General features: G+C 64.1%; 20 protein-coding genes. 10 read left to right on the forward strand and 10 right to left on the reverse strand.

The window, feature by feature from the left end; translation table 11 throughout:
* The 6 genes from CAY35_RS04700 to CAY35_RS04725 are packed head-to-tail and all read left to right on the forward strand — an operon-like array spanning nt 1 to nt 6,746.
* A complete protein-coding gene (locus tag CAY35_RS04700; protein ID WP_109303529.1) occupies nt 1-1,014 on the forward strand; it encodes a CPBP family intramembrane glutamic endopeptidase in 1,014 nt (337 codons plus the stop codon).
* Complete coding sequence (locus tag CAY35_RS04705) at nt 1,011-2,246, forward strand: MFS transporter (RefSeq protein ID WP_258265626.1); 1,236 nt, start codon at nt 1,011-1,013, stop codon at nt 2,244-2,246. The genes CAY35_RS04700 and CAY35_RS04705 overlap by 4 nt, the downstream gene beginning before the upstream one ends.
* A 34-nt stretch (nt 2,247-2,280) precedes the next feature.
* Complete coding sequence (locus tag CAY35_RS04710) at nt 2,281-3,618, forward strand: MATE family efflux transporter (protein ID WP_258265627.1); 1,338 nt, start codon at nt 2,281-2,283, stop codon at nt 3,616-3,618.
* A 14-nt stretch (nt 3,619-3,632) separates the two neighbouring features.
* Nucleotides 3,633-4,409, forward strand: a complete 777-nt coding sequence (locus CAY35_RS04715) for a LamB/YcsF family protein (protein WP_109303530.1) — start codon at nt 3,633-3,635, stop codon at nt 4,407-4,409.
* The gene (locus CAY35_RS04720; protein WP_109303531.1) at nt 4,406-6,100 is read left to right on the forward strand and encodes a 5-oxoprolinase subunit B/C family protein; all 1,695 of its coding nucleotides are present in this window, start codon (nt 4,406-4,408) and stop codon (nt 6,098-6,100) included. Before CAY35_RS04715 ends, CAY35_RS04720 begins: the two co-directional genes overlap by 4 nt.
* A complete protein-coding gene (locus CAY35_RS04725; RefSeq protein WP_258265628.1) occupies nt 6,093-6,746 on the forward strand; it encodes a GntR family transcriptional regulator in 654 nt (217 codons plus the stop codon). Before CAY35_RS04720 ends, CAY35_RS04725 begins: the two co-directional genes overlap by 8 nt.
* Here the strand turns inward: CAY35_RS04725 and CAY35_RS04730 are convergent.
* Nucleotides 6,743-7,633, reverse strand: coding sequence for an SseB family protein (locus CAY35_RS04730; RefSeq protein WP_181377490.1), 891 nt, complete (start codon nt 7,631-7,633; stop codon nt 6,743-6,745). The two genes, CAY35_RS04725 and CAY35_RS04730, sit on opposite strands and share 4 nt — an antisense overlap.
* Nucleotides 7,634-7,766: 133 nt before the next feature.
* Here CAY35_RS04730 and CAY35_RS04735 point away from each other — a divergent pair, with 133 nt between their 5' ends.
* Nucleotides 7,767-8,498 carry a metal-dependent transcriptional regulator gene (locus CAY35_RS04735; RefSeq protein WP_109303533.1) on the forward strand — a complete coding sequence of 244 codons (732 nt, stop codon included), beginning with the start codon at nt 7,767-7,769 and terminating at the stop codon, nt 8,496-8,498.
* Here CAY35_RS04735 and CAY35_RS04740 read toward each other — a convergent pair.
* The 3 genes from CAY35_RS04740 to glsA all read right to left on the reverse strand — a co-directional run bounded on the left by CAY35_RS04740 (nt 8,495) and on the right by glsA (nt 12,373).
* Nucleotides 8,495-9,838 (reverse strand): S1C family serine protease, encoded by a 1,344-nt coding sequence (locus CAY35_RS04740; protein ID WP_109303534.1) that lies wholly within the window; start codon nt 9,836-9,838, stop codon nt 8,495-8,497. The genes CAY35_RS04735 and CAY35_RS04740 overlap by 4 nt on opposite strands.
* 58 nt (nt 9,839-9,896) lie before the next feature.
* Nucleotides 9,897-10,934 (reverse strand): formimidoylglutamase, encoded by a 1,038-nt coding sequence (gene hutG / locus CAY35_RS04745; RefSeq protein WP_109303535.1) that lies wholly within the window; start codon nt 10,932-10,934, stop codon nt 9,897-9,899.
* Between the two features lie 206 nt (nt 10,935-11,140).
* Entirely contained in the window at nt 11,141-12,373 is a 1,233-nt protein-coding gene (glsA, locus tag CAY35_RS04750; RefSeq protein ID WP_109303536.1) for a glutaminase A, read from the reverse strand.
* 105 nt (nt 12,374-12,478) lie between these two features.
* Here glsA and CAY35_RS04755 point away from each other — a divergent pair, with 105 nt between their 5' ends.
* Genes CAY35_RS04755 through CAY35_RS04765 form a run of 3 tightly spaced genes read left to right on the forward strand, consistent with a single transcriptional unit; the run spans nt 12,479 to nt 15,202 of the window.
* Nucleotides 12,479-13,504 (forward strand): DNA-methyltransferase, encoded by a 1,026-nt coding sequence (locus CAY35_RS04755; protein ID WP_258265629.1) that lies wholly within the window; start codon nt 12,479-12,481, stop codon nt 13,502-13,504.
* Nucleotides 13,505-13,509: 5 nt separating this feature from the next.
* The gene (locus CAY35_RS04760) at nt 13,510-14,670 is read left to right on the forward strand and encodes a maleylacetate reductase (RefSeq protein WP_258265630.1); all 1,161 of its coding nucleotides are present in this window, start codon (nt 13,510-13,512) and stop codon (nt 14,668-14,670) included.
* A 1-nt stretch (nt 14,671) separates the two neighbouring features.
* Entirely contained in the window at nt 14,672-15,202 is a 531-nt protein-coding gene (locus tag CAY35_RS04765) for a GNAT family N-acetyltransferase (RefSeq protein WP_109303538.1), read from the forward strand.
* An 88-nt stretch (nt 15,203-15,290) separates the two neighbouring features.
* Here CAY35_RS04765 and pcaDC read toward each other — a convergent pair whose 3' ends face one another.
* The 6 genes from pcaDC to CAY35_RS04795 form a co-directional block, all read right to left on the reverse strand.
* Complete coding sequence (pcaDC, locus tag CAY35_RS10025) at nt 15,291-16,508, reverse strand: bifunctional 3-oxoadipate enol-lactonase/4-carboxymuconolactone decarboxylase PcaDC (RefSeq protein ID WP_109303539.1); 1,218 nt, start codon at nt 16,506-16,508, stop codon at nt 15,291-15,293.
* Nucleotides 16,505-17,932 (reverse strand): lyase family protein, encoded by a 1,428-nt coding sequence (locus tag CAY35_RS04775; protein ID WP_375231754.1) that lies wholly within the window; start codon nt 17,930-17,932, stop codon nt 16,505-16,507. The genes pcaDC and CAY35_RS04775 overlap by 4 nt, the downstream gene beginning before the upstream one ends.
* Nucleotides 17,933-17,950: 18 nt before the next feature.
* The gene (gene pcaG, locus CAY35_RS04780; RefSeq protein ID WP_109303541.1) at nt 17,951-18,553 is read right to left on the reverse strand and encodes a protocatechuate 3,4-dioxygenase subunit alpha; all 603 of its coding nucleotides are present in this window, start codon (nt 18,551-18,553) and stop codon (nt 17,951-17,953) included.
* Nucleotides 18,546-19,358 (reverse strand): protocatechuate 3,4-dioxygenase subunit beta, encoded by an 813-nt coding sequence (gene pcaH / locus CAY35_RS04785; protein WP_109303542.1) that lies wholly within the window; start codon nt 19,356-19,358, stop codon nt 18,546-18,548. The genes pcaG and pcaH overlap by 8 nt, the downstream gene beginning before the upstream one ends.
* An 84-nt stretch (nt 19,359-19,442) precedes the next feature.
* Nucleotides 19,443-20,636: a 4-hydroxybenzoate 3-monooxygenase gene (locus tag CAY35_RS04790; protein WP_109303543.1), complete on the reverse strand. Its 1,194-nt coding sequence runs from the start codon at nt 20,634-20,636 to the stop codon at nt 19,443-19,445.
* Nucleotides 20,637-20,773: 137 nt separating this feature from the next.
* Nucleotides 20,774-21,556: an IclR family transcriptional regulator gene (locus CAY35_RS04795; protein WP_109303544.1), complete on the reverse strand. Its 783-nt coding sequence runs from the start codon at nt 21,554-21,556 to the stop codon at nt 20,774-20,776.
* Between the last annotated feature and the right edge of the window lie 6 nt (nt 21,557-21,562).

Raw genomic sequence — 21,562 nt, forward strand, 5'->3', positions numbered from 1 at the left:
ATGAGTTCTCAGCCGCCACAGGGTCCACCATCGCCGCAGGATTCGCAGCCACCATACGGCCAGCCACCATACGGCCAACCGCAGCATCAGCCGCAGTATCAGCCGGGACAGGGGCAGTATCAGCCGCAGCAGTACCCGGCGCATCCGCAGTTTCAGCATCAGGGGCAGTTCGGGCAGCAGGGCCAGTTTCAGCCGCCGCCGCATCAGCCGCAGGGTAAGCCGAAGCGTTTCCCGCATCCTGTAGCGCAGCTGGGTGGTTTCACGTGGTGGGACCTCGTGGCCACTATCGCCTACGTCCTCCTGTTGTTTATTGGTCTGGGCGCGCTGATCCTGTTCATTCCGGGTGTCGCGCCGTTGTTCAACGGCAACGAGCCGCTCGCGAACGTTGTGGTGTTGCTGTTCACGTATGCGGTGGTTGCGGTGCTCGCGATGATCGCGCTGGGCAACGAGCTGTGGAAGTCGTTCAAGACGTTCCGCTGGTATCCGTGGGCTAAGTACTTGTGCATCCCGGGTTTGTGGCTGGGCACGATTCTGGTGAACATCTTGATCCAGCTGCTGTGGACTGCGATCTCGGGTGACACGCCAACGCAGTCTCAGAATCAGCAGATGGCTGAGGGCCTCGCTAGCGCGGTTCCGTGGTGGCTTATCGGCCTTGCGATTGTGCCGTTGGGCCCGCTGGTTGAGGAGTTTTTCTTCCGGCACCTGATGATCGGAAAGCTGTCCCGCTGGGTGAACCAGTGGGTTCTGATGGTCGGTTCGTCGGTTTTGTTCATGTTCTTGCACTTTGTGGGTGCCGGCGAGATGCCGAGCGTATCCACCGGCGCCCCGTACCTGGTGATGGGCCTGGTTTTCGGTATCGCGTACATCTTGAGCGGTAAGTCGATCGCGTATTCGTGGATTCTGCACATGTTCAACAACGGGGTTGCGTTGCTGCTCATGTACACGTTGCAGGCGAACGGTGCCCCTGACGTTCCTCCGAGCACGCTGTGGATGGGTTGGCTGATGCATGCATGAGTGCATCTGCCGCCTTTAGTGGGCATCGCCGTGGGTCTGCCGGCTACCGGCGGATGATCATTGCGTTGTTCGCGGCGGGTGTCGCGACGTTCGCGCAGCTGTATTCGTTCCAGGGTGTTTTGCCGCAGATTTCCAGGGCGCATGGCGTTCCGGAGTCGAGTGCGGCGTTGACGGTTTCGTTCGCGACGCTGGGGTTGGCTGTTGCGGTTCTGCCGTGGTCGGTGGTGGCTGACAGGCGTGGCCGGCGCACGACGATGCGGGTCGCCCTGGTTGCGGCCGTCGCGTTGGGTTTGGTGGTTCCCTGGTCGCCGTCTTTTGAAGTTCTGTTGGGTTTGCGGTTCCTTGAGGGGCTCGCGCTGGGCGGCATCCCGGCTGTTGCGTTGACGTATTTGGCTGATGAGGTTGAGCGTTCGGTCGCCTCAGTTGCGGCGGGAACGTATGTTGCCGGTACGACGCTGGGCGGCTTATTTGGACGCATGCTGGCTGGGCCGTTGGGTGAGGTTTTCGGTTGGCGGCTCGGTAGTTTTTCTGTCGCGTTGAGTGCTGCGGTTGCGGGGCTCGTGTTCTTTGTGACGGCGCCGGAACCGCGTGGTTTCGAGCCTGTCGTGCGGAAGTCTGACCGCGATATCCGGCTCATCACCAAGCTCGGTTGGGGGCTTAAGAACCCGCACTTGCTGGCGCTGTTCGTGCAGAGTGCCTTGTTGATGGGCGGGTTCGTCGCCGTCTATAACTACATGGGTTTCCGGCTCGAGGCTCCGCCGTTCCTGGTTCCCACATCGTTGGCTTCGCTAGTTTTCTTGACGTATCTGGCGGGAACGTACACGTCAGCGTGGGCGGGGCGGCTCGCTAGCCGCAGAAGCAGGTTCACGGTTCTGGTGGGTTCGGCGTGCTTGATGTTCGCGGGGCTTCTGATCACGTTGGTTCCGTGGATTCCGGGGATCATCGTGGGTCTCGCGGTGTTCACCGGTGGGTTCTTTGGTGCGCACGCGGTCGCCTCGAGTTGGGTTCCGGCGATCGCGACGCGCGGCCGGGCCCAAGCCTCGAGCCTGTACAACCTCGCGTATTACACGGGTTCCTCGCTGTTCGGTTGGGCTGTCGGGTTCGCGTTCCAAGGCGCGCAGTGGGGCGGCGTGGTCATGTTCGTGGGCGTGCTGATCTCCATCGCGGTGGTCACGGCCGTCACGGTTCTGCCGCGTGACGCCGCCTCTGGCGCGGCTGCTGCCGCCGACTAAGCTGCTCTTGCGCGCCGCCGACTAGACTGTGCGCGTGAAGAAAACAGTGTCCGCCAAGAAAACAGCTGAGTTCCCTGGTCTGCCGCGGCAGATTATTGCGCTCGCGCTGCCTGCTTTGGGTGCGTTGATCGCGGAGCCGTTGTTTCTGTTGGCAGATACCGCGATCATCGGGCACCTCGGCGTCGGTGAGCTCGCGGGCGCGGGCCTAGGCACCACGATCCTGCAGACGGCCGTGGGGCTCATGATTTTCCTCGCGTACGCGACCACCCCGGCGGTCGCCCGCGCATACGGAGCCCGCGACATGCCGAAGGCGCTCGCCGCGGGCCGTGACGGCATGTGGCTTGGTCTGTTCCTGGGCATCGTGCTCGCGATTCTGGGGTATATTTCGGCGCCGTGGTTGACGGGGCTTTTCGGCCCGGATGAGATTACGCAGGCTTTCGCGATCGACTACGTGCGCTGGTCCATGCCGGGTGTCCCCGCGATGCTTCTGGTGCTCGCGGCCACGGGTGTTCTGCGTGGCCTGCAGGACGGCAAGACGCCGCTCATCGTTGCGAGCGCGGGCTTCGGCCTCAACATCGTGCTGAATTTTTCGCTCGTGTACGGGGCGGGCATGTCGGTTGCGGGTGCCGCGTTGGGTACTTCGATTGCTCAGTGGATCATGGCGGCCGTGTACCTCGTGTTGCTGGTTCCGCGGATCCGTGAGGGCGGCGTGAGCCTCGCGCCGTCGCGTGCTGGTTTGCGGGCTTCGGCGCAAGCTGGCGGCTGGCTCATGATCCGTACGGCCGCGATGCGCATCGCGCTGTTGCTCACGGTGTGGGCGGCTACAGCGCAGGGCGCGGTCACTCTGGCGGCGCATCAGCTCGCGTTCACGTTTTTCTCTACGTTGGCGTTTGCGTTGGATGCGATTGCGATCGCGGCGCAGTCCCTCATCGGTAAAGAGCTCGGTGCCGGAAACAAGGATCGCGCGCAGGCTCTTACCACGACGATGGTGCGGTGGGGTTTCTGGTTCGGCGCCGTGGTCGGTGCGTTGCTCGCCGCAACCGCGGTGTGGCTTCCGCGGGCCTTCACCCCGTCGAGCGAGGTCGCGCATGCCGCGACCATCGCGTTGCTGATTCTGGCGGTCATGCAGCCTGTTGCCGGCATCGTGTTTGTTTTGGATGGCGTGCTGATCGGGGCGGGGGATCACCGTTATCTTGCGATCGCATCGTGCATTCAGTTGGCTGTGTACGTGCCGTTCCTTGCGGTTGCGGCGCTGGTTCCTTTGCCGGGGCTGGTTTTGGCGTGGATTTGGGTTGCGTTCGGTATTTATATGGCGGCTCGGTGGGTTACGTTGGAGATGCGGCAGCGTTCGGGTGCGTGGCTGGTTGAATAGATGGAACGATAGGAATGTCTGAAGGAGGCAGTGGCGTGCGCGTTGATTTGAATGGTGACATGGGTGAGTCGTTTGGCTCGTGGACCATGGGGGACGATGCCGCACTGCTTCAGCAGGTGAGCTCGGCGAACATTGCGTGTGGTTTTCACGCGGGTGATCCGTCGCATATGCGTTCCACTACGCGGGCCGCGGTCGATGCTGGTGTTGCGGTGGGTGCACATGTTGCCTACCGGGATTTGGCCGGTTTTGGTCGCCGCTTCATGGATGTTGCGCCGGCTGAGTTGGCGGATGACGTTTTGTACCAGATTGGCGCGTTGGATGCGATGGTGCGTGCCGCCGGCGGGAAGCTCACGTATGTGAAGCCGCATGGCGCGCTGTACAACACGATTGCGCATCACGAGGAGCAGGCGCGTGCGGTGATCGATGGGGTGCGCGCGTTTTCGTCGGATTTGGCGGTTTTGTTGTTGCCGGGTTCGGTTGCGTTGGATGTTGCTGCGCAGAAGGGTTTGCGTGGCGTGGGTGAGGCGTTTGCTGATCGTGGCTATACGCCGGAGGGCCGGTTGGTTTCGCGCCGGGAGCCTGGTGCTGTGATTCATGATGCGCAGGCTGTGGTGGACCGCGTGGTTGATTGGGCTCGTACGGGTGAGTTCACTGCTGTTGATGGTTCGCGTGTCCGTGTTGAGGCGGAGTCTTTGTGCCTGCATGGCGATACGCCTGGCGCGGTTGAGATCGCGGCTAAGGTTCGCGCTGGTTTGACTGAGGCTGGCGTGAAGATCGAGGCGTTTGCATGAGTGGACCTGCTGGTTTAGGCGCTGTTGCTCGCCCGCGGATGATGCGGGTGGGTTTCTCGGGTTTGTTGCTCGAGTTTGATGACACGGCTTCGCGCATGGCGTGGAACCGTGAGATTCAGCGCGACCCGGTGGACGGCATGGTCGATGCCGTGATGGCGGCGCAGTCCATTTTGTTGACGTTCGTTGACCCGGTCGCGTTGATGCTGGCTGGGATGAGTTTGCAGGGCCGGGAGCCGGAGCCGTTGGCGGAGGACGCGGCGCGGCTGGTGACGATCCCGGTGGTGTATGACGGCGAGGACCTTGCTCACGCCGCCGAGCTGGCTGGTTTGAGCGTGGATGCGTTGATCGATGCGCATACCCGCATTGATTGGCTCGCTGATTTCGCGGGTTTCGCGCCGGGGTTCATGTATTTGAAGCCGCGTGATCTCAAGGGTGCGCCGGTGATCGAGGTTCCGCGCCGCGATTCTCCGCGTACGCGTGTTCCTGAGGGCTCGGTCGCGTTGGCTGGCCAGCAGAGTGCGGTGTATCCGCAGCCGACCCCGGGCGGCTGGCAGCTCATCGGCTCCACCGCTGAACGTATGTGGGACGTTGACCGTGAGCAGCCGTCGCTTCTGGTTCCGGGCGACACGGTGCGTTTCGAAGCGGTCCGCGAGCACGCGACCGTGACCTCCGCCGGCATCGGTGCTGACCTTGATGCCGGCGCTGGCGCTACCGCCAGTGCAACTGATGCCGCCGACGCCATTGCTGACGCCGCCGACGATGTGGTGGCCCGCATCGTCGTGGATGCTACGGGTCCGCAGGCTTTGATTCAGGACGTGGGCCGTCCTGCGGTGGGTTCCCTGGGCGTGGGGCAGGCTGGCGCGGCTGACGTGTGGGGGCTTGCGGAGGCGAATAACGCGGTCGGCAACCATGCGGGCGCCGCGGCTGTTGAGTTTTTGTTGGGGAACGCGAAGTTCACGGCTCAGGACGATGTGACGCTCGCGCTGGGCGGTGCCGTGGGGCCCGCGCAGATCCTGCAGGACGGCAAGGCTGTGGGTGAGGCGCCTGTGGGTGAGGCGTTCGAGCTGGCCACCGGGGCGACCCTGCAGATCGGTTTCACTACCGAGGGCATGCGCGGCTACCTCGCGGTCAAGGGCGGTTTCGCGGCCGAGGAAGTTTTGGGTTCGCGCTCGACTGACACGATGTCGGGGCTCGGGCCTAAGCCGCTCGCCGCGGGCGACGTTCTCGAGGTGCTTGCCCTGGCCGAGGGCGGCGCTGAAGACCCAACTGATGACGTGATCGAGCCGGTTGAGTATCCGATCGCGGGCGAGGTCACGGTTCTGCGCTATTCGCCGGGCCCGCGCGATGACTGGTTCGGCCCGGAGGGGCTTGAGCATTTCGAAGAGGCTGTGTGGGAGGTTTCCACGGAGTCGAACCGTGTGGGCGCCCGCCTCAAGCCGGCCGAGGGTGCGGAGCCGTTGCATCGCATCCGTTCGGGCGAGCTCGCGACCGAAGGCATGGTCACGGGCGCGCTGCAGGTCCCGCCGAATGGCGAGCCGGTTCTGTTCTTGGCGGATCACCCGGTCACGGGTGGCTATCCGGTGATCGGCGTCGTGCTGGAGGCCGACATTCGGCTCGCCGCCCAGCTCCCTCCCGGTTCACTAGTGCAGTTTGAGAGGGTTGTGCAGTTCGAGCGGGTGTCCGGTGTCTGACCACGGCAGTTCCGCACCCGCGTCCGTGGTTGCGGCGGCGCGTCTGCGTGACCTGATTGCGCGTGGGCAGATGCCGCCGGGGCATCAGTTGCGGGAGGTCGCGCTCGCGGCGGAACTGGATGTTTCCCGCAACACGCTGCGTGAGGCGTTCACGGCGCTCGCCGCGGAGGGCCTGGTTGAGCGGGTGCGTAACCGCGGCGTGTTCGTCGCGGTCCCGAAAGCCGACGATGTGCGCCGCATTTTCGCTGCCCGCCGGCTCATGGAACCTGCCGCGCTCGCGTGGGGCGAGTTCGATGCTGCCCAGTTGGCTGCGCTGCGTGTGCACGCCGAACGCGCCGAGCTGGCCCAGCGGTGGGGCGACCTGGATGGTCTGGCGGCACAGAATCAGGCGTTTCAAACGGTGCTGATGCTCGCTGGCGGGTCAGAGATTCTGAACGGCCTCATGGGGCGGATCCAGGCCGCGATGCGGTTGCTGTTCGATTCGATGGCCGCAGTCCCGGCCTTCCATGCCCTGTATGTTGAGGGACACCAAACGGTCGCCGGCCTGCTTGAAGGCGGGGATCGTTTCGCCGCCGCCGAGGCGTGGCGTGAGGTGCTCGAGAACGCCGAAGCTGAACTCCTCAAGCACCTCGCCGCACAACCCTAACCCTGGTAGTAGCCGACCTTCTCGAGTTCGGTGCTCGGCAGTTCGACCGCCTCAGGGCTGGCCGGGTCGATCACGATGCCCATCCCCGGCTTCACGGTGGTCCGCAGGCTCGCGAGTGGAACCATCACGGAACCGCCACCCGGGTTGTGCCGGAACACCTCGAGCGTCGAGGAGAACACCGGCAGGATCATTTCGCCGGTTTCTTTGTTCTTCATGAACGCAACGCCTTCGCGATCGCCGTCGCCGGTTTTCTGCGTCATCAAGACCACCTCGCCTTCGCCCATCAGAGCCTCAACCGCATCGTCATGGCTGGCGAGGACTGCGGCACGCAAGCGGCCGTTGCGCAGAGGGAACTGCATGGTTTCGTCTTCGGGGCGGATCAGCATTCCGGTGTCCATCGGGTCAACCACGATCCCGGTGATGCCGCTCGCGCCAAAGCTCGTATCTTTGAACGCGATCTCGGCGAGCTCATCGCCGTACAGACCCGCGAACTCGGGGACCTCGTCGTCGGGGCGGATCTGCGTCCACAAGCTGCGGGCTTCCTCTTCGGAGAACGCGGCCTCGACCACGCGCAGCTCCTCGAATCCGTGAGCCACCAGGTGGGTCACGGCGCCCGATGCGCTGCGGGCCGCCACTGGAACGTAGAGCTTGGTGCCGAAAAAGTCGGAACCGAAAGCGAGCAGGGTATCGCCGTTGGGGCCCTGATCGTATTCGATGTAGGAACGAAGCAGCGCACCGCCCGGCTGGTCTTTCTCGGGGCGAGGGAACTTTTCCTGGTGTTCGATCGCGGCCTGGCTGCGGGTATCGCTCATCCGCGGCTGCGCGTGCTCGTGCGGGTGCTCGTGGCTGTGCTCATGTTCGTGGGCGTGGTCGTGCGTGTGGCTCATGAGTCCAGTATCTCGCATGGGCGGGTGCACACGCCCGCTGGGTTGCTGAGGCGCTGGGGCGATAAGGTTGCATGAGACAACACGTAGCGGCCGGCCAGGTGGCTGAGTCGTGCTCGGCGAGGGGAGTGCACTCATGGGTTCAGACGGTAACGCAGCGTCCTCGGCTGAGCAGTCCCCTAACGAACTGTCCCCGGTCGAGCTGGATCAGATTTCCCCCGTCGCCCAGGACTATGTCAAGCAGATTTGGGCCTCGCTCGAGTGGGGTGGCGAGCCGACCTCAACCTCAATGCTGGCCTCGCGTTTCCAAACCTCCGCGCCGAACGTTTCCGAGACCCTGCGGCGTCTAGCGCGGCAGGGACTCGTCACGTACGAGCCGTACAAGCCTGTCGCGCTCACGGAGCGTGGCCGCGCTGTAGCCCTCATGATGGTGCGCCGCCACCGGCTCATCGAGACCTACCTCGTCGAATCCCTCGGCTACACGTGGGACGAAGTGCACGAGGACGCCGAACGCCTCGAACACGCCGCGTCAGCCCGGTTTGTTGACCGGATCGACGCGCTGCTCGGGTATCCGCGCATGGATCCGCACGGCGACCCGATCCCGGGCCCGGACCTTTCGATGCCGTCCATGGATGACGTTGCGGCGCTCGCCGAGCTTGGCCCTGGCACGTATGAGGTGGTTCGGATCGCCGACGATGATCCGCAGCTTTTGCGCCGCCTCGAATCGGTGGGTGTTCAGCCGGGCTCGCGAGTTGACATCAACGATGTGGGTGCCGGTGTTGCCGCGGACGGTTCAGCGCTATCTGAGGCCGAGTTGGCGGCGATGTATGTGCGGCCAGCAACCACCGCATCGGACGCTGAAAGCTAGTTCACGCCGGAGCGGATGAGGGTCACGGTGCCTTCGCCGGTTCCGCCGTTCGCGCCTTCGTCGGCGCTCCACGCGATCTTCACTTTCTCGCCGGGCTCGAGCGGTGCGAGCGCGCGTTTGAGGTCGCTGTAGGTTTCGATGTGTTCCCCGTTGATCATCGTGATGCGGTCGCCTTCTTTGACGCCGAGCTTGGGTAGTGGCGAGCCTTCGAGGAAGCTTTCGATGGCGATCCCTGGCGTACGTGGGTTGGGTTTCTCTTCGCTGATGACCGTGATCCCGAACGCGGCTGGCCGGCCGATGATGGTGCCGTCTCCGTTGGTTCCGTTGAGGATGCGCTGGGTTTCGTTGACCACGGTGCTGATGGGGATCGCGTACCCGTTGACGGTAGCTGAGGAGTCACCTTGCGACGCGGCGACCGTCATGCCGATGACGTGGCCGCCCCGCTGCATCATCGCGCCGCCTGAATAGCCTTGGACGACGTCGGCGTTGGTTGCGATGAGGTTGTCGAGGCGGGTGCCGGGGACGGCGCCGTCGGCTCGGGTGCGGATGTTGATGTTGAGGTTGGTGACCCTGCCGTGGAGCTGTTGGAGGACGCCTTTGGCTTCGCCGTTGCCGATGACGGTGACGCGGCTTCCGAGGGTCACGTTGGTGCTCGGGATTGCGATGGTGCGGAGGTTTTTCGCGTTCTTGAGCTTCAGGACCGCGATGTCTTTGAGCGCGTTATGGCCCACGAGTGAGGCTTCGTAGCGTTTCTTAGTGTGGGTGTCTTGCACGCGGATGGCGGTTGAGCCTTGGATGACGTGGTAGTTGGTGATGATGTAGCCGTCCGGGGTTGCGATGAGCCCGGTTCCGGCGCCGGACACGAAGCCGGGGAGCACGGATTCGATGAGCACGAGCCCGGGCACGCCGTCTTTGAGCTCTTGACCTTTTTTGACGGGGCCGCTGTCGCGTGGCTCTTGCCCTTGTCCTTCGGCAGGGAAGTTAACGGTGGGTGGTTCGGCTTGCCTGAGTTTCTCTGCGAGGTTGCCGGCCGCGGCGGGGTTGGGTGGTTCCTCTATAGGTTGTTGTGTGGTCCCGGTGGGGTTGGTCGTGAGGCCGGGTTGCAGGACGCTCGGGACGAGCCACGCCGCGATGGCGACGATGACCACGAGGATCGCCGCGATGTTGCTTCCGGTGCGGCGGCGCTTGCGTGGCGCCGGCCGGCCGTAACCGGGATGCCCCGCGTAGCCAGGTTGCCCACCGTAGGCGGGGCCGCTGTAACCGGGGTTCTGGGCGTGCATGTAGGGGGCTAGCTGCGGCGCGCCACCTGGTGTTGGTGCGTTCCCAAAGTAGGGGTGCATGCTGGCTCCTGCTCGCTCCGGTTGCTTGGTCGTTTAGCGGCTCGGTTGTGTAGCTAGTTTAGGTGCGGGTGCTTTCGTGGGCGCGCACGATGTCGTCGATGAGCCGCGCTGCTGTGCGGGCGGTGCGGTTGTCGATGTCGAGGCTCGGGTTGAGCTCGGCGATGTCGAGGTGCACGAGTTTCTTGCTGCGCGCCGCGGTGAGTGCAGCGGCGTGGATGGTGGGGAGATCGACGCCGTAGCCGGCTGGCGCGGAGACGCCCGGCGCGGTCGCGGCGGGCAGGACGTCGAGGTCGATCGTGAGGTAGAGGTGGTCTACCTGGCTGCTGAAGTCGCGGATGAAGCCGGTGACTTCGTCGCGGTGGCCGCATTCGGTGTCGAGGAGGAACTCTGCACCCATGGCTTTGGCCTGCCGGAACAGGGTGTTGGTGTTGGATGCGGAGCTGATGCCGACGATGCCGTAGTGCAGTTTTCTGCCGGCCGCGGTTTCTGCGTGGTGCATTTGGAGGAAGCCGGTCCCGGAGGTGGGTTGTTCGGCTTCGCGGAGGTCGAAGTGGGCGTCAAGGTTGAGGACGCCGAGAGTGAACGGTTCGCCGTCGTGCAGGCGGGTGAGGTGTTCGGCGACGCCGAGGTAGCTTGCGTACGCGATTTCGTGCCCGCCGCCGAGCCCCACCGTGAAGTGGCCGGCGTTCAGGAGTGCTGCGACGTGTTGACCGAAGGCCGCTTGCCCGCCTTCGAGGTCGCCGTCGGTGACGTTGATGTCCCCGGCGTCGTATCTCGGGTGGCTCGGTTGGCCGGGCTTGGGGTGCACGGCCAACGACGCGAGCATTTCACGCAGTTTGTGGGGACCTTCAGCGGCACCCACACGGCCCTGATTGCGCCGCACCCCCTCGTCCGAGGCGAAACCAAGCAGCACCGTACCGGATTCTGCTGCGCTGCCGGGTTCTGCAGTGCCGCCGGCCGCCGCATCGCCGGCAACCGTGCCGCCAGCATCCGCATCGTCGGCAGGCAGCGGCTGGATGGTGGAGTGCCAGCGGGCGTGTTCGGGGCCGTCACCGTCGATCCGGCCGGTCCACGGCTGCGGAGGAGTGTGGGACATCGTGACCTGCTCTCTTAGGTGACGCCGTGCTCTTTCACTGACGCGGTGTTCTTCTACTAACGCGGTGCTCGGGTGAAAGTTTTGCTGTTTGTGAGGCTATGCGGGTGAGCGAGCCAGCGCAAGGGCGAGCGCCGCCGCGGCACTAGTGCCAGGGCCGCCAACGCGGGGCACCACCGCGGGACTGCCAACGAGGGACTAGCGCGCGGCTATTCGTCCCAGTTGTAGTCCCAGCGGTCGCGGAGTACGCCGTTGGGGTCGCGGACCATGACTTGGTGGCCGTCGGTGTGGAGGCGGTGCATGGATTCGTGGATCATGCGCACGCTGATGCGGTCTGCGGAACCGACGCGGGAGACGTCGAGCACCACGGGTTCGTCGCTGACGGGGAGCGCGGCGAGGGTTCGCATGACGCGTTCCGCGGACGAGAAGCGTAGGGGGCCTTGGATTTCGACGTGGAGTTCGGGGCCGTCGCCTTGGTCGCGGCGGGCGACGGAGCGGACCGTGGATTCGCCGGTCGGTGGTAGCGACATGATGTGCAGGCCGAGGTCCTGGGAGAGCCGCGTGAACGCTTGGAGGCCGCGCACGGAGTTGCCGTAGCGGTCCAGCCGCGGCGAGAACGTCGCGAGTGAGGCCTGGCCTGGGAGGACGCCGACGATGCCGCCGGACACCCCGGATTTAGCGGGGATGCCGACGTCGGTCATCCAGTCGCCTGAGGCGTCGTACATTCCACAGGTGGACATCACGGACAGCACGCGTTGGGCGGTGTCTTCGCTGACGACGCGTTCTTCGGTGACGGGGTTGATGCCGCCGTTGCCGAGCGTCATGCCCATCACGGCGAGGTCGTGCGGGGTGACTTTGAGGGAGCACACTTTCGTGTAGCCGTCGACGACGTCGTGGGGTGGGAGCGTGAAGTGCCCGGTGGATCGGACGAGGTAGGCGAGGGAGAGGTTGCGCCACGCGTTCGCCATCTCGGATTCGTAGACCGGCAGGTCCGGTTCGAGTTCGCGGCCGGCAAAGCGGGACATCCCGAGGCGCACGTTTTCGTAGCGTTCCTCGGGGGTCAGGCTGATCGGCCCGGTGAGCGCGTAGGTTGTGATCGCGCCGATGTTGATCATCGGGTTGCTGGGCTTGCCCGTTTTAGCGTCGACGGAGGCGGAGTTGAAGGCGTCACCGGAAGGTTCCACGCCTACGTGCTCTTCGACCCCATCGGGCCCCAGATGTTCGACGGCGAGCGCGTATGCGAACGGTTTAGCGGCGGACTGGAGCGAGAACTCGTGTTGGTAGTCGCCGACTTCGTAGACGGTGCCGTCGTCCATACACAACGCGATGCCGAACCTGTTGGGGTTCGCGTTGGCGAGTTCGGGGATGTAGCTGGCGACTTCGCCGTCATCGACGCAGGACTCCATGATGTCCTGGAGATAATCCGGTACGGGTGTTCGCATGTTGTCTAAGCTAGCAGTTGTGCAGTGCCAGTGGTTGTGAAGTGTTAGTGGTTGTGCAGCGTTAGAGGATCTGCAGTGTTGAGTTCGGCGGCGAAGGGCGTGTAGGTGACGGAACAGGTTGATGGCGGTGCTTTGTGGGCGCCGGGGGATCCGGACACGATTGTGGTGGGGGATAACCTTGAGGTTTTGCGCCGGCTGCCTGATGAGAGTTTCCGTCTGATCTATGTCGACCCGCCGTTCAATACGGGGCGTAAACAGACGCGGCAGTCGTTGCGCACTAAGCGGGCCGGCGCTGATGAGGTGGGGGACCGTGTTGGTTTTGGTGGGCATTCGTATGTGACGTTGCGTGGGGCGGCGTTGGCGTATGACGACGCGTTTGCGCAGTACTGGGATTTTTTGGGTCCGCGGCTCGCGGAGGCGTACCGGTTGTTGACCCCGGATGGGACGTTGTATGTGCACCTGGATTATCGGGAGGTGCATTACGCGAAGGTTTTGTTGGATGGCTTGTTTGGGCGTGAGGGGTTCCTGAACGAGATCATCTGGGCGTATGACTATGGGGCTCGCACCACTAAGCGGTGGCCTGCTAAGCACGACAACATCCTGGTGTATGTGAAGGATCCGGCGCGGTATTGGTTTGATTCCGATGAGGTGGACCGTGAACCGTATATGGCGCCTGGGTTGGTGACTAAGGAGAAGCGGGAACGCGGGAAGCTGCCGACGGACGTGTGGTGGCACACGATCGTTTCTCCGATGGGTAAGGAGAAGACGGGGTATCCGACGCAGAAGCCGCTAGGTATTTTGAGGCGCATCGTGGCGGCGAGCTCCAAGCCGGGCGATACGGTCCTGGATTTCTTTGGCGGCTCCGGAACCACGGGGGCGGCGGCGCGTGAGTTGGGCCGCAAGTTTTTGTTGATCGATCAGAATCCGGAAGCGATCGAGGTTATGCGCAAGCGGTTTGCTGCAATGTCTGATGCCGATGTGGGGGCTAGTGACGATGAGGCCGCCGGTGACGAGGCCGACGCCGGCGAGGTGCGCATCGTTGACGCCTCGGGGTTTGCTGTTGACTCCGGCCTTACTGATGCCTCTGGCGTCGCAGGTGAGCCGACCGAGAAGCCGACCGAGAAAGGGTGATGTTCGTGTTCACGCGTGAAACTGTGTTTTCTGATGCGACGTTGGGGCAGAAGGTCTGTTTCGGCGCGGGCGAGGCGGCGCGCTTTTTGCGTGAGGTTGTCGCGGAGCTGGGTGCTGAGCGCGTCATGGTGATCGCTTCGGGTTCGCAGCGTGAGGTCGCTTGCCGAATTGCGGCGGATGTCCCGGTGGCGGCGTGGCATGACGAAGTGCGGATGCATGTTCCGAAGGATGTTGCGGATAGGGCCCGCGATGTTGCGTCTGAGGTTGCCGCGGATGCTGTGGTGAGCGTGGGTGGTGGTTCCGCGACGGGGCTCGCCAAGGCGGTTGCGCTGAAACATAAGATCCCGGTGATCGCTGTGCCGACAACATTTTCAGGTTCTGAGGCGACCGCCATGTGGGGCGAGACCAGCGAGGGACGCAAAGTCACGGGAGTGGATGAGGCGGTGCGTCCGTTCGCGGTGATCTATGACGCGAAGCTGTTAGCGGGCCTGCCCGTGGAGCTTGCGGTGAGTTCATGCTTGAACGCGGTGGCGCATTGTGTGGATTCCATGTGGGCGCCGCGAGCGAACCCGCTGAACCAAGCCATTGCGATCGAGGGGCTGCGCGCTCTTACGGAAAGCATCCCCCGCATCGTGAGCTCACGGGCCGGCCTCGGTGCCGATGCTGAGGCCGATACGGACGCCGGAGTACCTGATGTGGGGGCGTTGGGGCAGGCGCTGTATGGCGCGTACCTGGCGGGTGTTGCGTTCGCCTCGGCGGGGTCTGGTTTGCATCACAAGCTGTGCCACGTGATTGGTGGGGCGTTCGATACCCCGCACGCGTTGACGCACGCGACCGTGCTACCTTACGTGCTCGCGTTCAATGCGCCGGCGGTGCCGGACGTTGCGGCTAGGCTTGCGGGGGCGCTCGGCGGAGACGCCTCCGCGGATGACCCGGCCGCTGAGGCGGTGGACGCGTTGTTGCGGTTGTATGAGCGTGTTGACGCGCAGACCGGCTTAGCTGGGCAAGATGCGAACGGGCGGAGCTCGAACAAGCAGGGTTTCGATGCGGCCGGAGTGGATCGCGCAGTGGAGTTGGCTTGGGGCGCGATCCCGGAGGGGAATCCGCGTGAAGTCACGCAGGATTCCTTGCGAGGCTTGCTGTTGCGCGTAGCGGAGGGCGCCTGACATGGGGCCTGCAGAGAATTTTCACTTCGATGCCGCCGAGCTGTCCAGCGGAGGCGTCGTGCTGCGTCACTTCCGCGAAGACGATGCAGACGACCTCTTAGCCACCTGCCAGGACGCTGCGGTGCTCGAGTGGACGCAGGTGCCCTTGAGCTATACGCGTGACATGGCGCTTGAATGGTGCAACCAAGCGCCGGGCACGCGATGGGTCATCACCGTCCGCGACGGCCCAGAAAGTGGCCGGTTCATGGGGCAGATCGAGCTACGAGTCCACAACGAGCACTACGTTTCCGTCGGCTACATGACAGCCCCCTGGGCGCGCGGGCGCGGCCTCATGACGGAGGCAGTCCGTCTGCTGACGGAGTGGGCCCTGGAACGCGGAGCGGCCCGGGTTGAACTGTGTGTTCACCCGGACAACGCGGCGTCCCGCAGGGTCGCAGAGAAAGCCGGCTACACGAATGAGGGCGTCCGCCGCAACGGAGAGGTCCTGCGCGGTGAGGTCCGCGACCTCGTGGTGTATTCCGCGATCCCGTAAGAGCACACGGCCGCGAGTCGGTTGACTCGCGGCCGTGGACGCGCCTCTCTGGCGGTTTACTGTTCTATGACCGACTGTTCTGTGTGGCTTACTGTTCGGCGTCGTACTCGGCGAGCGCTTCCTTCACGGTCTTGAATGCGACGTTCGCGGCCGGAACCGAGCAGTAGATCGCGGTCTGCAGCAGGATCTCCTTGATCTCCTCCACGGTGACCCCGTTGCGGCGGGCGGCCTTGACGTGCATCGCGAGCTCTTCCCAGTAACCGCCTGCGACCATCGCGGTCAGCGTCACTGCTGAACGCATCCGCCGATCCAGCCCAGGGCGAGTCCAGATGGTGCCCCACGCGTACTTGCTGATGAGGTCCTGGAAGTCCTCGCTGAACTCGTCCTTGTTCGCGTTCGCGCGGTCCACGTGCGCATCCGAAAGCACTTCGCGGCGCACCTTCATGCCGTTATCGAAAACTTCCTGCAACGTAGCCGCACCATTCTGTGCCGCGCCGTCCTTCGACGCGCCGCCACCGTTAGCAGCACCGAGGAAGTGGTCCCGCAAAGCTGCCGCGGTTTCTTCTGGCTTCTCGAGCGGCGCCTGGTGTGCCGCGTCGTCAATGATGATGCCAACACCGTTCGGGACGTTCTTGGCGATGAAATCGATGTCCTCCGGCGGGCAGACCGGGTCAGCTGCGCCGCCCATCGCCACGACAGGGATGCTGATCTCACCCAGGCGGTCACGCACGTCGTAGCCGGCGAGGCCGTTGCAGACGTGCGCGTAGGCGAAGCGGTCAGCGTTCTGCAGCGTGTGCAGCAGGTTGGTGGTGCGTTCCGGGTGCTTCTCGATGAAGCCCGGCGCGAACCAGCGTTCAGCGGAACCGGTCACCATCGTCGGGGTGCCGGCCTTCGCAACCAGCTCGCCGCGTTCCTTCCAAGCCTCCGGGGTTCCGAGCTTAGCGGCCGAGCAGATCGGCGCCACCGCGGCGAACTTGTCCCCGTGCTTGAGCGCGAGCTCGAGCGCAACCGCACCCGAAACCGAAACACCAGCGAAGAACACCTGACGGCCAGCGGCGGCCTGTTCGGCGATGATCGCTGCCGCGGAATCACCGAGCTCCTCGAGGGTGAACTCCTCCGTCGAGGCCGGGGACCGGCCGTGGCCTGGAAGGTCGTAGCCGATCACTTCGAAATCGGCCGCGAGCTCGTTGGCGCACAGCGTCCACAGCGCCTCAACGCCCGTACCTAGTCCGGGGCCGACGAGCAGCAGTGGCTTGGTCTGATCCGCTTCAGTGAGCTGAACGGCAACGATGTTTGGTGCGGTCATGAATGACTCCAGTCAGTGTAGGTGGAGATGATGTGGTCAACGAGCTTGGTGGCGTCCCCGGTGTAGGCGGTGGGGTCCAGCAAGTCGTTCAAATCTGTTTCGGTGACGACGTCCCGCGGCAGTTCCGCCAGCAAGAGCGGCTTGAGCGGGGTTCCTTCTGAAAGTGCGCGAGAGATCAGCCCCTGCAGCTGCTTCTTGCCTTGCCCTGCATCGGCATGCCCGGTTTCTTCAAGCTGCGGCGCAAGATGCGCGACCATGCGTTCGGTGGCCAGCAGCTCACCGTGGCGGGCGAGGTTTTCGGCCATGCGGTCAGGGAACACGCGCAAGCCGGAGACCAGCTCGTGGGTCTTTTCAGCGGCCGCGCCACTTGTGCGGACCAGCCCACGCAGGGCCTCCCATTCGGTGTGCCAGCCGCCATCGGCGCGCTCCTCAACGTTGGCGGAGGCACCCGTGTAGACCTGCGCGAGCAGCTGCGGTGCGGTCAGCGCGGCGTTCTTGATGAGCACGGACAGCACCGGGTTTTGCTTGTGCGGCATAGCGGACGAAACCCCACGGCCTGCCGCGAGCGGTTCTCCGAGTTCGCCGTTTTCGCTACGCGCGCTGATGAGGACGTCATTGGCGATTTTGCCGCACGCCGCCGCGAGCTGCGCGAAAGAGTTCGCCTGCACCAGGACCGGGATGCGGTTGGCTTGCCACGGCGCAGGGTTCTGGAGGCCCAGCTGGTCCGCGAGGTTGGCGATCAGTTCGTCAGCGGTGACGGTGCTGTTGGTGGCAGCGGCGCCGGAACGTCCAGCGCGGGTCAGGAAGTCTTGGAGTGAGGCACGGGTGCCTGCCGCGCCGCCCCACTGCAGCGCGGTCTGCGCGAGGGTTTCTTGGAGATGCTGGCCGGACTGCGCGAGGGCTTGGAGCCAGTGGCTGACCCGCCAACCGAACGTCGCCGGAAGCGAATGCTGGGTCAGCGAGCGCGCGACCATAGGGGTGTCCCGGTGTTCGCGGGCCAGGTTCTCCAAAGCGACCACGGCCTGCTTCGCCGTGGCCAGGGTCTGTGCGCCAGCGCGACTGATGAGCAGCATCATGGCGGTGTCCATGATGTCTTGGCTCGTCGCGCCAATGTGGATGCTCGATGCGGCGGCTGGGTCAGTTTCCGCGACCTTAGCGCGGTAGGCGTTCAGTAACGGGATCAGCGGATTGCCGCCGCCCACACCGGCGTCGGCAATCGCATCGAGATCATAGGCGTCAGCATCAGCGGCCGCGTTGATCGGGGCGAGATGCTCGCCCGGAATGAGTCCCGCATCGGCGAGCACTACAGACCAAGCCCGCTCCACATCGAGCAGTGCCTGGATGAACGCGTGATCGCTAGTGAGCGCGGCCGTCTGACTCCCCGCCCACGCGGGGCTGAGGACTCCATAGTCAGCATTCGGCACGCGCATCACTCCTAGCTTTTAGTTGTCAGGGTAGTCGATCCCAGGGAACTGGAAGAACACCGTTTCATTCTCGCCCTGCAAGTGGATGTCGAAGTGCAGGGAGCCGTCCTCGCCGCGGGTAGCGATGAGGGTCTTGCGACGATCCTCATCCAGCGACTGCAGCACGGGATCGTTCGCAAGCGCTTCCTCGTCATCCGGGAGGTAGATGCGGGTGTGCAGCTTGTTCAGCAGGCCGCGGGCGAACACGACTACCGCGATGAACGCCGCCTTGCCTTCTTCGGTAGGGCCAGGGTTCACGGTTGAGAACGTGTAGGTTCCGACGTTATCGACGATGCCGCGACCAAAACCCGTGAACGTGAAGCCGTCGCGCACCAGCGAGCCGTCGTTCTGCACGATGTTGCCGTTCTCATCGGCCTGCCAGATCTCCAGCATCGCGTCCGGGATCGGCTCGCCCGCGCCGTCGTACACCGTGCCCGTCAGCCGCACAGCCTTAGCGTGGCCCGGTGGAACAAGGTTCTGGCCGTCCCACCACGGCAAGTGGACCTGCTCGTGAGGGTGGGCGTAACCGAAGAACGGGCCGATCGTCTGGCCAGGGGTAGGTACAAGCTTCTCTTTAGGCATGGTCTTCTCCGTCCTCCATCCAGGTCCGGTTGGAACCCGTAAGGATGATGTCCCATTGGTATCCGGTGTTCCATTCGTGGCTGGTCACGGAGTGGTCGTAGTTAGCGACGAGGCGGTCGCGCGCCTTCTGGTCAGTGATCGCCTGGTAGATCGGGTCCAGCGAGAACAGCGGATCGCCCGGGAAGTACATCTGGGTGATCATGCGCTGCGTGAAGTCCGTACCGAACAGCGAGAAGTGCACGTGCGCTGGGCGCCACGCGTTGTGGTGGTTCTTCCACGGGTACGGTGCCGGCTTGATGGTCGTGAACTCGTAGGAGCCGTCCTGGCCGGTGATGGCGCGGCCGATGCCGGTGAAGTTAGGGTCGATCGGCGCCGGATGCTGGTCGCGCTTGTGCACGTAGCGGCCGGCGGCGTTAGCCTGCCAGATTTCGATGAGCTGGCCACGCACCGGGCGGCCGTCACCATCGAGGACCTTGCCGCGGATCTTGATGCGCTCACCGATAGGTTCACCGTTGCCTTGGATGGTGAGGTCGGCTTCGAGCGGGTGCACGTCGCGGTGGCCGAACGCCGGGGACCACAGTTCGATGGTTTCCGGGTCGGCGTGGTGCATGTTCTTGGTTGGGTGGCGCAGCAGTGAGGACCGGTACGGCGGGAAGTTCACGCGTGGCTGCGTTTCTTCCTTGCTCGGGTCCGCCTTCTTGGCGGCCTCGTATTCTGCGTGGATGTCTGCCATCTCTTGGCTGATCTGCTCTTGCGAGTCGCCGGAGGCCAGCGGGTCAAGCACAGGCAACTTCTCGTCTGCCATGATTTGCTCCTTGTCGTCTGTGGTCTGCTTCGGTGGCGCTGAGTGGCTGAGCCCGACGGGGTGGTCGGCTTCGGCGCCCGCGGGTTAGTTTTCGTGTGGCCAGCCGGTGTAGGACTCAGCCAGGTAGGACTGCCCGTACTTGGAGCTGACGACGGTGTTCAGCTCGCCGAGGGCGCGCTTGGTTTCGAATGGGGTGGCGTCCTTGCGGGTGTGCAGCATCTGGGTCATCCAGTAAGAGAAGTTCTGTGCCTTCCACACGCGCTTGAGAGCCTTATCCGAGTAGCCGTCGAGGCCTTCGGAGTTGCCGTCGATGAAGTGGGCCTTGAGCGCATCGAACAGCACCTGTACGTCAGCGAAAGCCAAGTTGAGGCCTTTAGCGCCGGTCGGTGGGACGGTGTGCGCGGCGTCGCCTGCGAGGAACATGTTGCCGTAACGCATCGGTTCGCCCACATAGGAGCGGAACTTCAGCACGACCTTTTCGAAGATCGGGCCGCGCTTGAGCTGGAAGCCGTCCGGGCCGTCGACGCGGCGCTGCAGTTCAGCCCAGATGCGTTCCTCATCCCAGTCGTCCACGTTCTCTTCAGGGTCGCACTGGAAGTACATGCGCTGAACTTCATCGTTGCGCTGGGAGATCAGGGCGAAACCGTGTGGGGAGTTCGCGTAGATGAGCTCTGGCGCGCTTGGTGGGGCTTCGGTGAGGATGCCGAACCAAGCGAACGGGTATTCGATGAAGTTTTCGCTGCGGTCCTCTTTAGGGATCGAGCGGCGGCACGTGCTCTGGGAGCCGTCCGCGCCGACGAGGATGTCGCAGTGGATCTCGTGCTCGCCGCCCTCGGCGTCCGTGTAGCGGATCTTAGGGGTGTCGGTCAGGTGATCCAGGACCTCGGTGACGTTGCACGAGAAGCGGACGTCGCCGCCGTCGCGTTCGCGGGCTGCCGCGAGGTCGACGAACACGTCGTTCTGCGGGTAGAGCCACACGGTCGCGTCGATGAGTTCTTTGAAGTTGATGCGGTGGGATTCACCGTTGAAGCGAAGGTCGATGCCTTCGTGCTCGTAGCCGCGGGTCTTCACGCGGGAGTCAACGCCGGTTTCGGTGAGCATCTTCACGGCACCGGTTTCGAGGATGCCAGCGCGGTGGGTGTTCGCGATGGTTTCGTGGTCGCGCTTTTCGATCACGATGTTCTCGATGCCCTGCTGCGAGAGCAGGTGGGACAGCATGAGGCCGGCGGGGCCGCCGCCGACGATACCTACTTGGGTTTTTTCAATGGTTGGTGCCACGAAGTGCGCTCCTGAGAATCAGAAAAGGCTGCAGAGTCTGTTCTGTCTAGCAGTGTGATGGTCTAGTCCTACTAGTGTGAGCTAGACGACACAGAGTTCAACATCGGTTTTCATTGAATGAGAATTATTGCTGGCAGTTACTGATTTTCTTCCGGTTCGGGGGTCGATAGGGCGCGGGTTAGGCCGCGGCTTGCGGCGAGGAGCACGGGGACGAGGGCGGCGCGTTGTTCGAAGTCGATGGGAACCACAACGCCGATGGAAGCGATCACCTTGGTGCGGTCACGCCCGGTGAGTGCCGCGAACACGGGTACGGCTGCGCCTGCGGTGTCGTGGTCGACCATGCCGTCCAGTTGCGCGTAGCCGCGCTGGCGGATGGTGGCCAGCGTGGTGCGCAGGTTTCCGGTGTTCGTGTAGGAGATATCGGCGGCTTCCGGATGCTGTTGCAGGTAGGCGTCGATGGCGGCTTGCGGCTGGAAGGCCAGCATCGATAGGCCGAGCGAGACCTGGTGGACGGGCATGCGGCCGGCGATCGTGGCTTTGTTGACCACCGAATTACGGGAGGACAACCGTTCCAAGACGAGCACCTCGTCGCCATCTAGGACCGCGAGCTGGGTGTGCTGGCGGAAGACCGCCTGGACGTCGTCGAGGAAAGGCATGGCCGCGGCGCGGAGGTCGCGTGCCGGGGAGGAGCGGGAGGCGAGCTCCCACAGCCGCATCCCGGGCCCGATGTTGCCGTCCGCGTCTTTGCGGAGCAGCTGGGCGTCGCACATCTGGTTCACGAGCCGGTAGCACGTAGCCAGCGGGATGTCCGCACGGTTCGCGAGGGCGGCCACCGAAAGCAAGGGGCGGTGTGCGTCGAAAGCGGAGAGGATCCGGATGATCCTCTCCAGCATCGAATCCCCGGAGGGGGAGTTAGCCATGCTTAG

The organism is Pseudoglutamicibacter cumminsii (assembly GCF_003143995.1).
GTDB classification, from domain to species: Bacteria; Actinomycetota; Actinomycetes; order Actinomycetales; family Micrococcaceae; genus Pseudoglutamicibacter; species Pseudoglutamicibacter cumminsii_B.

What these genes read in the sequence shown, in the direction of transcription:
- pcaDC (WP_109303539.1), bottom strand. Translation starts at nt 16,508, where the DNA reads ATGACCGCACCAAACATCGTTGCCGTTCAGCTCACTGAAGCGGATCAG.
- CAY35_RS04730 (WP_181377490.1), bottom strand. Translation starts at nt 7,633, where the DNA reads ATGAGCCACACGCACGACCACGCCCACGAACATGAGCACAGCCACGAG.
- CAY35_RS04705 (WP_258265626.1), top strand. Translation starts at nt 1,011, where the DNA reads ATGAGTGCATCTGCCGCCTTTAGTGGGCATCGCCGTGGGTCTGCCGGC.
- hutG (WP_109303535.1), bottom strand. Translation starts at nt 10,934, where the DNA reads ATGTCCCACACTCCTCCGCAGCCGTGGACCGGCCGGATCGACGGTGAC.
- pcaG (WP_109303541.1), bottom strand. Translation starts at nt 18,553, where the DNA reads ATGCCTAAAGAGAAGCTTGTACCTACCCCTGGCCAGACGATCGGCCCG.
- glsA (WP_109303536.1), bottom strand. Translation starts at nt 12,373, where the DNA reads ATGCGAACACCCGTACCGGATTATCTCCAGGACATCATGGAGTCCTGC.
- CAY35_RS04735 (WP_109303533.1), top strand. Translation starts at nt 7,767, where the DNA reads ATGGGTTCAGACGGTAACGCAGCGTCCTCGGCTGAGCAGTCCCCTAAC.
- CAY35_RS04740 (WP_109303534.1), bottom strand. Translation starts at nt 9,838, where the DNA reads ATGCACCCCTACTTTGGGAACGCACCAACACCAGGTGGCGCGCCGCAG.
- CAY35_RS04720 (WP_109303531.1), top strand. Translation starts at nt 4,406, where the DNA reads ATGAGTGGACCTGCTGGTTTAGGCGCTGTTGCTCGCCCGCGGATGATG.
- CAY35_RS04795 (WP_109303544.1), bottom strand. Translation starts at nt 21,556, where the DNA reads ATGGCTAACTCCCCCTCCGGGGATTCGATGCTGGAGAGGATCATCCGG.
- CAY35_RS04765 (WP_109303538.1), top strand. Translation starts at nt 14,672, where the DNA reads ATGGGGCCTGCAGAGAATTTTCACTTCGATGCCGCCGAGCTGTCCAGC.
- pcaH (WP_109303542.1), bottom strand. Translation starts at nt 19,358, where the DNA reads ATGGCAGACGAGAAGTTGCCTGTGCTTGACCCGCTGGCCTCCGGCGAC.
- CAY35_RS04700 (WP_109303529.1), top strand. Translation starts at nt 1, where the DNA reads ATGAGTTCTCAGCCGCCACAGGGTCCACCATCGCCGCAGGATTCGCAG.
- CAY35_RS04715 (WP_109303530.1), top strand. Translation starts at nt 3,633, where the DNA reads ATGTCTGAAGGAGGCAGTGGCGTGCGCGTTGATTTGAATGGTGACATG.